Raw genomic sequence first — 12,038 nt, 5'->3', positions numbered from 1 at the left:
AGCGTGGCATTGCTCAGAGGTTGACTACCGGGCAGGTCAGGGTTCGGGTAATCCCGCCGACATTCTGCACGCGGGCGACGACCATCTGGCCGAGGATGTCCACGTTCTCCGCTTCGGCGCGCACGATCACGTCGTAGGGGCCGGTGACGTCCTCGGCGGTGGTGACTCCGGGCATTCCGGCGATCTCGCTCGCGACCTCGGCGGCCTTGCCGACCTCGGTCTGGATCAAGATATATGCGTTGACCACGGCGCGCCCCTTCGTCGTCAGGCCGGTGCTCCAGGTAGGACAGTTACCGTACCGAAGAACTTACCGTGTGAGGCCGATAGTTGGAAATCCGAACTTTCGCAGTCAAGGTGGTGCAGGTCAGGTGGATGAAACGCTAGCCTCCACGGGTGAATTCGGCGCGATCGAGCGCATCACGGACGGCCTGCGGCAACCGGCGAGTACCTTGCTCGGCCCTGGCGACGATGCCGCGGTGGTCGCCGCGGCATCCGGCTCCGTCGTCGCGTGCACCGACACCATCGTCGAGTCGGTGGACTTCCGCTTCGACTGGTCGAGTCCGCAACAGGTCGGGCGCAAGGCCGCGGCGATCAATCTGGCCGATATCTCGGCGATGGGCGCGGTGCCAACGGCGCTGCTCGCCACGCTGTCCGCACCCGCGGAGACCGAGCTCGCCGTGCTCGAGGGGATCGGTGCGGGCATGGCCGAGGAGGCGGCGAGTCTCGGCGCCGGACTGGTCGGCGGGGATCTCTCCAGCGCGAACCAGCTCGTCATCTCGGTCACCGCGCTCGGTGATCTCGAGGGAAGGGCGGCGGTCACCCGCTCGGGAGCGCGGCCGGAGAATGTGGTCGCGGTCGCGGGCAAGCTCGGCTGGTCCGCGGCCGGTTTCGCGGTGCTCAGCAGGGGCTTCCGCGCTCCGGGGGCGGTGGTGAACGTGCACCGCTGCCCGCAGCCGCCCTACGCCGAGGGGCCGCGCGCCGCGGTGGCGGGGGCGACCGCGATGACCGATGTCTCCGATGGACTGCTCGCCGACCTCGGGCACATCGCCGGGGCCTCCGGGGTGGCGATCGATCTGCGCGCCGAGGCACTCGCTCCGGACGACCGGCTGGTCGAGGTCGGTTCGGCGCTCGGCGCGGACCCACTGTCCTGGGTGCTGACCGGCGGCGAGGACCATGCGCTCGTGGCGACCTTCGCGGTGGCCGCCGCCGTTCCCGAACAGTGGCGGATCATCGGTGAGGTCGCCGAGGGCAGTGGGGTGACCGTGGACGGCGCGGAGCACGAGGGTGCGCAGGGCTGGCAGCACTACCGCTGAGGTGCCACAGTTGTAGCACTACAGTTGTGGTACTACGGCTGTAGCACTATGGCCGAGGTGACCATTCGCTGCGCAGCACACCCATGAGCACCGCGTCGTAGCGGTGCCCGTCGTGCACGAAGGCCTCGCGTTTGCGGCCTTCCTCGGTGAACCCGGCGCGCCGGTAGGCCCCGATCGCGCCGGTATTGAAGGAGAACACCCACAGCTCGACTCTGTGCAGATCGAGCTCGGCGAAGCCCCAGCGCACGAGCGTGCGAACGGTATCGGAGCCGTACCCTTTCCCGTGGAATTCCGGGCCGAGCATGATGATCAGTTCCGCGCTCCGATTACGCAGGTCGATTCCGATCAGCCCGGCCTGCCCGAGCAGCGCGCCATCGGATTTCCGTGCCACGCAGAATCCGACGGCCTCGAGGGATTCGTTCGCCGTCCAGTTCCGGAATCGTTCCACCGAACCGGATTCGGGGACCGGGCGCACGATCATCTGCTGCAGAACCGCGATTTCCGGGTTCTCGTACCAGTTCGCCAGCACCGGAAGATCCGCTTCGGTGCGCGCGCGAAGCCGAATGTGCTTTCCGTCGAGAATGTTTTTACCGTATGTCACCGAATCGGCGGTGCTGCTCCATCGTGTCACCCGCGGAATTGTGCCAGTAGGCTCGTACCGTGCTGATCGAGACCGTTCCTTTCACTCACCCGGATGTCGAAACACTCACCGAGGCGGCGCAACGGTTCTATCGGGAGCGCTACGGGGATCCCGACGAGTCCCCGATCGATCCGGCCGAATTCGCGGAGCCGAAAGGCACCTTTCTGCTCGGCACGCTGGACGGCGAACCGATCGCGTGCGGCGGCTGGCGTTCCGGGGTGCACGGCGACCCGGGGGATGTCGAGATCAAGCGAATGTTCGTGCTCGCCGAGCATCGGGGCAAGGGCCTGGCCCGCGTGCTGATCGCGGAACTCGAACGCACCGCTGCGCTGGCGGGGTTCACCAGGGTGATCCTGGAGACCGGGACCGAGCAGCCCGAGGCGATGGCGTTCTATGTCTCAACCGGGTACCACCCGATCCCGTCGTTCGGGTATTACCGTGAGGCACCCGAATGCCGCTGTTATGCCAAGCAACTGACGACACCGCCGAGGAGCTGACCACGGAATGGCCATCTACGCGCTGGGCGAGCTCACCCCCGACATTCATCCGGACGCCTATGTGCACCCGGACGCGACCGTGATCGGCGATGTGCGGATCGGCGCGCAGGCCTCGATCTGGCCGCAGGCTGTGCTGCGTGCGGACACCGCGGAGATCGTGGTCGGGGAGCGCAGCAACGTCCAGGACGGCAGCATCATCCACGTCTCGCCGGGGATGCCGACCGTGCTCGGACCGGGTTCGGCTATCGGGCACAACGTGCACGTGGAAGGCGCGGTGATCGGCACCGGCTGCCTGATCGCCTCCGGATCGGTGGTGCTCAACGGCACCGAGATCGCCGACGGGGGAGTGGTCGGCGCGGGTGCGGTCCTGTCGTACCGCGGCAAGGTGGCCGGCGGGGAGATCGCGCTCGGGGTCCCCGCGAAATGCCGGGAGAACAAGTCGGTCAACGCCGAGATGGTGGCGGCCATCGTGGCCAATTACGTCGAGCGCGGCGCCCAGTTCGCGAAGTCCCTGCGGCGGCTCGACTAGCTCACGCTAGGGTCACCGGTCATGGCGGCAGCACCACTGAAAGACATTCTCGATCCGGGCTGGGCCGAAGCGCTCGAACCGGTCGCCGACCAGATCGCGAAGATGGGCGAGTTCCTGCGCACCGAGATCGCCGAGGGCCGCACCTATCTGCCCGCGGGCAAGCATGTGCTCCGCGCCTTCACTCAGCCCTTCGACCAGGTGCGGGTGCTGATCGTGGGCCAGGATCCGTACCCGACGCCGGGGCACGCGGTCGGGCTGAGTTTCTCGGTCGCCCCGGACGTGCGCCCACTGCCGAAGAGCCTGATCAACATCTACAAGGAGTACACGGAGGACCTCGGCTACCCCGCACCGTCCAACGGTGACCTCTCGCCATGGGCCGACACCGGGGTGCTCCTGCTGAACAGGGCACTCACCGTGGCCCCGCGTAGCCCCAACTCGCACCAGGGCAAGGGCTGGGAGGAGATCACCGAGCACGCGATCAAGGCACTCGCCGCGCGCGGTACCCCGCTCGTGGCGATCCTGTGGGGCCGCAACGCGCGCAACCTCAAACCCTGGCTCGACGGTGTGACCTGCATCGAGTCCCCGCATCCGAGCCCGCTGTCCGCTTCGAGTGGTTTCTTCGGTTCGCGGCCGTTCTCCCGGGCGAACGCCGCGCTCGCCGAGGCCGGAGCACCCGAGGTCGACTGGCGACTGCCGGAATAGCGCTGTCTTCACTCGCGCAGATCGGCCGAGCTGTTAACCCTCGGTCATTCACCGCACTGCGCGCGCCCTTCGGCGCGAACCGCCGCTTTACCGCCGCCACACCGACCACAGTGGTGTCAGGGCGATGCTGGGCTGCGTCGCCAGGTGCGGGAGGCAGAGATGAACGGGATGCTGGAGGGTAAGGCCGTCGCCGTGACCGGAGCGGGTCGCGGGCTTGGCGAGGCGTTCGCCACCCATGCCGCGCAGGCTGGCGCACTGGTCGTGGTCAACGACATCGAAGAGGGGCTCGCCAAACAGGTCGCGGACACGATCAACACCTACGGCGGGAGTGCCGTGGTCAGCGCGGGGGACATCGCCGATCCGGACCAGGCAGCGGCCATCGTGGAGTGCTGCGTCCAGGAATTCGGCCGGATCGACGGGCTGGTCAACAACGCCGGGCTGAACTACGACACCCCGTCCTGGCGCGATGAGCCGGACCGGATCCGCGAACTCATCTCGGTGAACGTGCTCGGTTCGATGTACACCGGGACCACGGCCCTGCGCGCGATGGCCGAAGCGGGCCGCGGTGGTTCGATCGTGAACATCTCCTCGGCTGCCTCCTTCGGACAGCACAACCTCGCCACCTACGCGGCCTCCAAGGGCGCGCTCGCCTCGCTGACCTACTCCTGGGCGCTGGACTGCGAGGAGATCGGGGTCCGGGTGAACGCGGTCTGCCCGGTCGCGCACACCCGCATGGTGTGGAACTCCGAGCGGGCGCTGCGCGGTGCACCGCCCTCACGTACCCCGGCCAAGATCGCGCCCGTCGTGCTGTACCTGCTCTCCGACGAGGCGGACGGGATCACCGGGCAGATGGTGCGCTGCAATGGAAACCAGCTGCACATCATCGGCCAGCCGTACATGAAGCAGCCGGTGCTCGAACGGGAGATCTGGGACAGCGAATCGGTGCGCCGCGCCTTCGACGGGGTGCTCGCCGCTCACCTGGAACCGTACGGCCTGGAGAAGCGGCGGCCACCGCGCGAACGCGAACTGTTCGCCACGCTCGAATCGGTCAGTTAGAGCGCGGCCAGCCTTGGTACCACCGGGGCACAGTTCTGCTCGATCCACTCCGAAGGCCGGTCCCCGGGCGGTAGTACGAACACCGTCTGGATGCCGATCTCGGCGTAGCCCGCCATCGCCTCCACGAACCCGTCATGGTCACCCGCGTGCAGTTCGCCGCCGTTGTAGAGCATCGTCTTGTGGATCTGCGCGTAGTCCCGGCCGACGTCGGTGCAGTGGTTGCGCAGCACCTCGAGCTTGTGCGCGATCGCGTCGACCGAGCGGGCGTCGGTGCCGAGGTTGCACGCGTCCGCGTACTGCGCGACCAGCCGCAGCGTCTTGCGTTCGCCGCCACCGCCGATGAGCACCGGCGGATGCGGATCGCTGATCGGTGCGGGCGAACACAGGGTCTCGGCGAGCTGGTAGTGCCTGCCTTCGAACGGGGCGGTGCTCGAGGAGTCCCACATCGCCTGGCAGACCCGCAGCGTCTCTTCGAGGCGTTCGAACCGTTCGGCGGTCGGCGGGAACGGCACCCCGAGTCCGCGGTGCTCGCGTTCGTACCAGCCGGCCCCGATGCCGAACCAGGCGCGGCCGCCGGAGAGCACATCCAGGGTGGTCACGGTCTTGGCGAGCAGCCCGGGATGCCGGTAGGTGACCCCGCCGACCAGCAGGCCGAGCCGCACCGAAGAGGTGTGCGCCGCGAGGAAGTTCAGCGCGCCGTACCCCTCCAGCATCGGTTCCTCGGCGGGGCGGACCCGGTCCATCTGGAAGAAGTGATCCATCACGCTGACCGCGTGGACGCCCACCTGCTCGGCGGTCGCGCCGACCCGGGCGAGCTCCCCGGCGGTGCCTCCGTCCGCGGTCTCGGATCCGGTGAATGACCAAATATGTGTGCCTAGTTGCATGCACACGACCGTAGATCCTGGAGTGCGCTCCAGGTCAAGGTCTACAGCGCCGCCAGCCGTGGCACGAGCGGGGCGCCCACTGCCTCGATCCACTCGCTCGCGGGCCGGTCCGCGAGCGGCATGAGGAACACGGTGTCGATCCCGGCCTCGGCGTAGCCGGACATCAGTTCCACGAATCCGTCCACCTCGTCCTCGCTGAGCTGGGCCTTGTTGTACAGCACGGTCTTCTCGATGGAGTCGAAATCGCGCCCGAGATCCGCGCAGTGCCCGCGCAGTACGTCCAGCTTGCGCCGGATCCCGTCCAGGTCGGAATGGGTGCCCATATTGGTCATGTCCGCGTACTTCGCGACGAACCGCAACGTCTTGCGTTCGCCCTCACCACCGATCATGACCGGTGGCCGCGGCTTGCTGACCGGGGCCGGTACGCACAGCGTCTCGGCGAGCTGGAAATGCTTGCCCTCGAACGGGGCCGTGCTCGCCGGGTCCCACATGGCCTGGCTGATCCGCAGCGTCTCTTCGAGGCGTTCGAACCGTTCGGCGGTCGGCGGGAACGGCACCCCGAGTCCGCGGTGCTCGCGTTCGTACCAGCCGGCCCCGATGCCGAACCAGGCGCGGCCGCCGGAGAGCACATCCAGGGTGGTCACGGTCTTGATCAGCAGCCCGGGATGCCGGTAGGTGACCCCGCCCACCAGCATGCCCAGCCGCACGGTGGAGGTGTGCGCGGCCAGATGACCGAGGGCCGTGTAGCCCTCCAGCATCGGCGTCTCGGCCGGTTGCAGGTGTTCGAGCTGGAAGAAGTGATCCATCACGCTCAGGTGCGTGAGCCCCGCGCGCTCGGCCGCCTCGCCCGCCCTGGCGAGCTCGCCGCCGAAGCCGCCCTGAGTGTTCTCGTATCCGGTGAACGACCAGATGTGTGTGCCGAGTTGCATACCGATGACGCTAGGTCCTGGAGCGCGGTCCAGGTCAAGCGCACGAAAAACCCCCGTTGCCCGAGCGGGCGAACGGGGGTTCCGGAAAGTCTGTGGCGCTCAGCCGCGGACGACCTTGCCCGCCTTGATGCACGAGGTGCAGACGTTCATCCGCTTGCGCGCGGAAACGCCGACCTTCGCGTGCACCGTCTGGATGTTGGGGTTCCAGCGGCGACGTGTCGTGCGGTGTGAGTGCGAGACCGAGTTGCCGAAGCCCGGCTTCTTGCCACAGACGTCGCAAACGGAAGCCACGTCGAACACCCCTATCGCTTGAGGATTGGTCCTTGAGAACGCATCAGTTCCGGACAAGCATAACGGTACGGCGATCGGGGGCTTGACACGGGTACCGCGAAGGGGGCGCGGGGGAGCCCGACTCGGTAGCCTGCGCGCATGGCTTGCGCGGGTCTGGGAGCGGGTGACGTGCGGGCGTGGATCTCCGCTGGTGTCCGCACGCTCGAACGGCATCGGGCTGCCATCGACGCTATCAACGTGTACCCGGTCGCCGATGCGGACACCGGGACCAATCTGGCGCACACCCTGCGTGCGGGGTTCGACGCCCTGTTGCGCGCGGAGGCACCCGATGCGGCCGCCGCGCTGCGGGCCGTGGCCAGTGGGGCCCTCGCGGGCGCGCGGGGCAACTCCGGGGTGCTGTTGTCGCAGGTCCTGCGCGGTTTCGCGGACGTGGCCGAGCCGGGAAGGTTATTCGGGACCGGGCAGCTGCGCTCCGCACTGCACAAGGCGCGGATCCTGGCCTTCGACGCGGTCAGCGAGCCCGCCGACGGCACCATGCTGACCGTGCTCGCCGAGATCGCCGAGCGCGCGCACGGTACCGAGCCCGCCGAGCTGACCGCATCGGTCGTGGCCGTGGGCAGCGAGACGCTGGAGCGAACCCGCGTCCAGCTGGGCGCGCTCACCGCGGCCGGGGTGGTCGACGCGGGTGCGCACGGGCTGCTCGTCCTGCTCACCGAGCTGCACAACACCGTGGCCGGGGCGGGCACGATCGCGTTGCCGCCGCCCGGACCCGGTCGCGCCGGGGTGCTCGCCCGGCAGGCGGACGCGCTGCTGACCGTGCGTGAATCGGGGGCGAGCGAGTTCCAGTACGAGGTGATGTACCTGCTGGACACCGAGGCACCGACCGAGGCGCTCGCTACCACACTGGGTTCGATCGGGGACTGTGTCTCCATTGCCGGAGACGGGGCCGGGACCAGCACCGTGCACGTGCACTGCAATGACGTCGGGGCGGCCATCGAGGCGGGGATCGAGACCGGGCGCCCGTACCGGATCACCGTGGCGCGGTTCGCCGATCAGGTCGCGGTGCCCAGCCGGTTCGCTCAGGAACGCGCACTGGTCACCATCGCTCGCGGCCCCGGGGTCGCCCAGCTGTTCCGCGCGGAGGGGGCCGCGGTCCTCGTGCTCGAACCCGGCGCCGAACCGGGCGTCTCCGAGGTGCTCGCCGTGCTCACCGGTAGCCGTGCGGCCACGGTCACCGTGCTGAGCAACGAACCCGAACTCGCCGAACTGATCGAGGCGGGGGCTCAGGCCGCGCGGCACGCAGGTCAGTCGGTGACCGTGATCCCCACCATGTCTCCGGTGCAGGGCCTCGCCGCGCTGGCGGTGCACGATCCGGCGCGGCGCGCGGAGGACGACGTGGTCGCGATGGCCGAGGCCGCGGCCGCGACCCGGCGTGGTGCGCTCGTGTTCGCCGAGCAGGAGGCGCTGACCTGGGCGGGGCACTGTGTTCCCGGGGATGTGCTCGGCATGGTGGACGGTGAGGTGGTGTTCATCAGGCACCCGGTCGTGCAGGACATCGAGGGCCTGGTCACCGAGGCGGCAGGGGAGCTGCTCACCCGCATGCTCGGCAACGGCGGTGAACTGGTCACCGCACTGCTCGGGATGCAGGCGGGCGAGACACTCGGTCCGGGCCTGCGCGCCCGGGTGCGTGCCCAGCATCCGGAAGTGGACCTGACCGTGTACACCGGAGACCAATTCGACGCGGTACTCGTACTCGGGGTGGAGTGAATGATGCGGGACGATCAGCGGCTGCTTCCCTTACTGGGCAAGAAAAGCGCGGACGCGCTGGAGAACGCGCTGGACATCCGGACGGTCGGCGAACTGCTGCGGCACTACCCGTTCCGGTACGCGCGCCGCGGGGAACTCACCGCGATCCGCGGGCTGGAGACCGGGGAACACGTCACGGTGATGGCCAAGGTGGTCAAGGTCGACCAGCGGCGGATGCGCAACCGCAGTGGGACCATGACCACGGTGCACATCACCGATGGGGCGGCGCAGCTGTCCTGCGTGTTCTTCACCAAGCGGGTCAAGGGGCTGAACCGGCTCGCGCCGGGCGTGCAGGGACTGTTCGCGGGCAAGGTCACCGTGTACCGCGGATCTCTGCAGCTGGCCCACCCGGAGTTCCGGCTGCTCGATGACGATGAAGCGCTCGACGCGCAGGAGTTCACCAGCGAGCTGATCCCGGTCTATCCCGCCGCGACCACCCTGCAGTCGTGGAGCATCGCGGCCAGCGTCGGCCAGGTGCTGGACACGATGGAGACGGTGCCCGATCCGCTCGCCGGTGGCCTGCGCGAGGAACTGAGCCTCATGGAGCTGGACACCGCGATCCGGGCGATCCACCGGCCCGCGACCGAGCACGAGGTCGAGGCCGCCAAGGACCGGTTGAAATGGGACGAGGCGCTTTCGGTCCAGCTGGCCCTCTCGCTCGGCAGGACCGAGGCCGCCGGGCATCCGGCCCCGGAATGCCCGCCTGAACCCGATGGGATCGCCGCCGCCTTCGACAAACGGCTCCCGTTCGAACTCACCGAGGGCCAGCGCGAGGTCGGCGAGACGATCGAGGCCGAGCTGGCGGGCGCGCATCCGATGAACCGGTTGTTGCAGGGTGAGGTCGGTTCCGGAAAGACCATCGTGGCCCTGCGCGCGATGCTGCGGGTGGTGGACGCGGGCAACCAGGCCGCGCTGCTCGCCCCGACCGAGGTGCTCGCCGCCCAGCACGCGCGTTCGCTGCGGGAGATGCTGGGCGAACTGGGCAATGCCGGTGAACTCGGCAGCGCGGACAAGGCCACCCGGGTCACCCTGCTCACCGGATCGATGACGGCGAGCGCGCGCAAGAAGGCGCTGCTCGAAGTGGTCAGCGGGGAATCCGGGATCGTGGTCGGTACGCACGCCATCATCCAGGAGACCGTTTCCTTCGCCGCACTCGGACTCGTGGTGGTCGACGAGCAGCACCGGTTCGGCGTGGAACAGCGGGATGCCTTGCGCGGCAGGGGATCCGGCGATTCCACCCCACACGTGCTGGTGATGACCGCGACACCGATCCCGCGCACCGTCGCCATGACCGTCTACGGTGACCTCGCGGTGTCCTCGCTGCGCCAGCTGCCGCGCGGGCGGTCCCCGATCGGCACCAATGTGGTTCCGGTCGCGGAGAAACCCGCCTGGCTCGAGCGTGCGTGGCAGCGGGTCACCGAGGAAGTCGCCGCCGGGCACCAGGCCTATGTGGTGTGCCCGCGCATCGGGGAGGACGACGCCGCCGAGGACGAGCAACCACCGGCGGAGAACGACAACGGCCAGCGCAAACCCATCGCCGTGCTCGAACTCGCCCCGATGCTCGTCGAGGGGGCACTGCGCGAGTTGCGGGTCGGCGTGCTGCACGGACAGTTGCCCGCGGACGAGAAAGACGCGTGCATGCGCGCCTTCGCAGCCGGGGAGCTCGACGTGCTCATCGCGACCACGGTGATCGAGGTCGGCGTGGACGTGCCCAACTCCACTGTCATGGTGATCATGGACGCCGAACGGTTCGGCATCAGCCAGCTGCACCAGTTACGCGGCCGCGTCGGCCGTGGTTCCGCGGCCGGGCTCTGCCTGCTCGTCACCGAATCACCCGGCGGATCCCTGTCCCGCGAACGACTCGACGCCGTGGCCTCCACCACCGACGGATTCGAACTCGCCAAACTCGATCTGCAACTGCGCCGTGAGGGCGACATCCTCGGCGCAAGCCAGTCCGGGACCCGTTCCGCGCTCAAGATGCTCTCCCTGCTGCGCGACGAGGAGATCATCGCGGTCGCGCGCACCTACGCCGACTCGATCGTGGCCGAGGACCCGCAACTGGCCGCGCATCCGGGAATGCGCGCCATGGTCACCGAAGTGCTGGACGAGGAACGCGCGGCTTACCTGTTCAAGGCATGAGGTGCTGCTCCCTTGGGATTCGTACACTGGCCACCGTGATCACTGGCGTCGTGCACTACGTCATCGACCCGTCGAAGACCGAAGCATTCGAGGAATTCGCGCGCCGGTGGATCGAGCTGGTGGGCAAGCACGGAGGGACCCATCACGGATACTTCCTGCCCGCTGAAGGCGCCAGCGATGCCGCGCTCGCCCTGTTCAGTTTCCCGAGCCTTGCCGACTACGAGATCTACCGTTCCCGGTTCGGCGAAGCCCCCGAATTCCTTGCGGCGGACCGCATCCGGGACGAGTCGGGCTGCGTCGTGCGCTACGAGCGCACTTTCATGCGCCCACTGCTGCCCGAAGATATTCAGTGACAGCTTTCTTAGAGCTTTGCCTGTGATCGCGAGCAGGCGCAGCTGGCTTGTCGCTGAGATAGACCACGTCCTGTCCGGACAGTTTCTCAGCGGACCCGTTCCGGTCTCGTCAGGGTGCTGTACCGGATCGTGCCTACCGCCGCGTACGTGGCTCCCCGGCACCTCTGCGCCTGGGGATGCGACCAACGGCGAGCCTTGACCACAGTTCATGCGTATCTGTAGGATTTTCCTACATGACCGTAGGAACAGCATGGTGGTAGCGGCGGAGCGGCGCAGGGCCGCGCATCTGGGACCGGAGCGGCGCAGGCCTGCGGTGCTCGATGCGGCGCTGGCGATCGCCGTGGAGCAGGGACTCGCCTCGGTGTCGATCGCCGCGGTCGCCGAGCGGCTCGCGATCACCCGTCCCGTGGTGTACGCGTGCTTCGCGACCCGCGAGGAACTGCTGGCCACGCTGCTCGAACGTGAGGAGCGCGCGCTGCTCGACGGCGTGCTCGAGGCCCTGGAACAGGATGTGTCCGGGGATCCGGAGCGGGTGTTCGCCACCGGGTTCACCGCGCTGCTGGCCACGGTCGCCGAGCATCGGGATTCGTGGCGGCTGGTGTTCGCGGCGGCCGCCGATCCCCTTGTGGCACAACGTTTCGCGCGGGCACGCACGCTGGTTGCGAGCCGTGCGGCGGAGTTATTCGGTATCGCGCGCGGGCAAACCGGGGACCGCGTTCTTCCGGTGCTGGTCGAGCAGTTCATGTCGATGGGTGAGGGCGCCGTGCGCAGCCTGGTGCACGGGGAGGGGGAGTGGACGGCCGAGGAACTCGGCGCGTTGGTCGGCCGGATGGCCTACCGCGCGTTCCAACCCGAGGAGGATTGATGAGCGAACTTGCAAGTGAATCAACAACACAGCG

The 12,038-nt window shown here is 68.4% G+C and carries 14 protein-coding genes; 9 read left to right on the top strand and 5 right to left on the bottom strand.

The window, feature by feature from the left end; translation table 11 throughout:
* Positions 1-13 precede the first annotated feature (13 nt).
* A complete protein-coding gene (locus A37U_RS0114830) occupies positions 14-247 on the bottom strand; it encodes an Lrp/AsnC ligand binding domain-containing protein (RefSeq protein WP_020497428.1) in 234 nt (77 codons plus the stop codon).
* Positions 248-368: 121 nt separating this feature from the next.
* On the opposite strand from A37U_RS0114830, the gene A37U_RS0114825 reads away from it, so the two are divergent.
* The gene (locus A37U_RS0114825; RefSeq protein ID WP_020497427.1) at positions 369-1,313 is read left to right on the top strand and encodes a thiamine-phosphate kinase; all 945 of its coding nucleotides are present in this window, start codon (positions 369-371) and stop codon (positions 1,311-1,313) included.
* A 46-nt stretch (positions 1,314-1,359) separates the two neighbouring features.
* Here the strand turns inward: A37U_RS0114825 and A37U_RS0114820 are convergent, their stop codons facing one another.
* A complete protein-coding gene (locus A37U_RS0114820) occupies positions 1,360-1,944 on the bottom strand; it encodes a GNAT family N-acetyltransferase (protein WP_020497426.1) in 585 nt (194 codons plus the stop codon).
* 29 nt (positions 1,945-1,973) lie between these two features.
* Here A37U_RS0114820 and A37U_RS0114815 point away from each other — a divergent pair, with 29 nt between their 5' ends.
* From A37U_RS0114815 to A37U_RS0114800, 4 genes are all read left to right on the top strand, one after another.
* Positions 1,974-2,450, top strand: a complete 477-nt coding sequence (locus tag A37U_RS0114815) for a GNAT family N-acetyltransferase (RefSeq protein ID WP_020497425.1) — start codon at positions 1,974-1,976, stop codon at positions 2,448-2,450.
* Between the two features lie 7 nt (positions 2,451-2,457).
* The gene (locus A37U_RS0114810; protein WP_020497424.1) at positions 2,458-2,979 is read left to right on the top strand and encodes a gamma carbonic anhydrase family protein; all 522 of its coding nucleotides are present in this window, start codon (positions 2,458-2,460) and stop codon (positions 2,977-2,979) included.
* 21 nt (positions 2,980-3,000) lie between these two features.
* Positions 3,001-3,681 (top strand): uracil-DNA glycosylase, encoded by a 681-nt coding sequence (locus tag A37U_RS0114805; RefSeq protein WP_020497423.1) that lies wholly within the window; start codon positions 3,001-3,003, stop codon positions 3,679-3,681.
* Positions 3,682-3,840: 159 nt separating this feature from the next.
* Positions 3,841-4,737, top strand: a complete 897-nt coding sequence (locus tag A37U_RS0114800; protein WP_020497422.1) for an SDR family NAD(P)-dependent oxidoreductase — start codon at positions 3,841-3,843, stop codon at positions 4,735-4,737.
* Here the strand turns inward: A37U_RS0114800 and A37U_RS0114795 are convergent.
* From A37U_RS0114795 to rpmB, 3 genes are all read right to left on the bottom strand, one after another.
* Positions 4,734-5,621: an LLM class F420-dependent oxidoreductase gene (locus A37U_RS0114795; RefSeq protein ID WP_020497421.1), complete on the bottom strand. Its 888-nt coding sequence runs from the start codon at positions 5,619-5,621 to the stop codon at positions 4,734-4,736. The two genes, A37U_RS0114800 and A37U_RS0114795, sit on opposite strands and share 4 nt — an antisense overlap.
* 41 nt (positions 5,622-5,662) lie before the next feature.
* A complete protein-coding gene (locus A37U_RS0114790; protein WP_020497420.1) occupies positions 5,663-6,550 on the bottom strand; it encodes an LLM class F420-dependent oxidoreductase in 888 nt (295 codons plus the stop codon).
* 99 nt (positions 6,551-6,649) lie between these two features.
* Complete coding sequence (rpmB, locus tag A37U_RS0114785; protein ID WP_026197237.1) at positions 6,650-6,841, bottom strand: 50S ribosomal protein L28; 192 nt, start codon at positions 6,839-6,841, stop codon at positions 6,650-6,652.
* A 138-nt stretch (positions 6,842-6,979) separates the two neighbouring features.
* On the opposite strand from rpmB, the gene A37U_RS0114780 reads away from it, so the two are divergent.
* The 4 genes from A37U_RS0114780 (at position 6,980) to A37U_RS0114765 (ending at position 12,004) form a co-directional block, all read left to right on the top strand.
* The gene (locus tag A37U_RS0114780) at positions 6,980-8,608 is read left to right on the top strand and encodes a DAK2 domain-containing protein (protein ID WP_040587752.1); all 1,629 of its coding nucleotides are present in this window, start codon (positions 6,980-6,982) and stop codon (positions 8,606-8,608) included.
* The gene (recG, locus tag A37U_RS0114775) at positions 8,609-10,786 is read left to right on the top strand and encodes an ATP-dependent DNA helicase RecG (protein ID WP_020497417.1); all 2,178 of its coding nucleotides are present in this window, start codon (positions 8,609-8,611) and stop codon (positions 10,784-10,786) included.
* A gap of 35 nt (positions 10,787-10,821) precedes the next feature.
* Positions 10,822-11,139, top strand: a complete 318-nt coding sequence (locus tag A37U_RS0114770; RefSeq protein ID WP_020497416.1) for an NIPSNAP family protein — start codon at positions 10,822-10,824, stop codon at positions 11,137-11,139.
* Positions 11,140-11,389: 250 nt separating this feature from the next.
* Entirely contained in the window at positions 11,390-12,004 is a 615-nt protein-coding gene (locus tag A37U_RS0114765) for a TetR/AcrR family transcriptional regulator (RefSeq protein WP_020497415.1), read from the top strand.
* The last annotated feature ends 34 nt before the right edge of the window (positions 12,005-12,038 follow it).

It is taken from the genome of Sciscionella marina DSM 45152 (genome assembly GCF_000379465.1).
Classification (GTDB): domain Bacteria; phylum Actinomycetota; class Actinomycetes; order Mycobacteriales; family Pseudonocardiaceae; genus Sciscionella; species Sciscionella marina.
Note: the sequence above shows the minus strand (reverse complement) of the source record. Positions and strands in the feature narration are given on the sequence as shown.

Excerpts from the sequence above, each read along its gene's own strand:
- A37U_RS0114795 (WP_020497421.1), bottom strand. The coding sequence starts at position 5,621 with ATGCAACTAGGCACACATATTTGGTCATTCACCGGATCCGAGACCGCG.
- A37U_RS0114800 (WP_020497422.1), top strand. The coding sequence starts at position 3,841 with ATGAACGGGATGCTGGAGGGTAAGGCCGTCGCCGTGACCGGAGCGGGT.
- A37U_RS0114780 (WP_040587752.1), top strand. The coding sequence starts at position 6,980 with ATGGCTTGCGCGGGTCTGGGAGCGGGTGACGTGCGGGCGTGGATCTCC.
- A37U_RS0114810 (WP_020497424.1), top strand. The coding sequence starts at position 2,458 with ATGGCCATCTACGCGCTGGGCGAGCTCACCCCCGACATTCATCCGGAC.
- A37U_RS0114790 (WP_020497420.1), bottom strand. The coding sequence starts at position 6,550 with ATGCAACTCGGCACACACATCTGGTCGTTCACCGGATACGAGAACACT.
- recG (WP_020497417.1), top strand. The coding sequence starts at position 8,609 with ATGATGCGGGACGATCAGCGGCTGCTTCCCTTACTGGGCAAGAAAAGC.
- A37U_RS0114805 (WP_020497423.1), top strand. The coding sequence starts at position 3,001 with ATGGCGGCAGCACCACTGAAAGACATTCTCGATCCGGGCTGGGCCGAA.
- A37U_RS0114765 (WP_020497415.1), top strand. The coding sequence starts at position 11,390 with ATGGTGGTAGCGGCGGAGCGGCGCAGGGCCGCGCATCTGGGACCGGAG.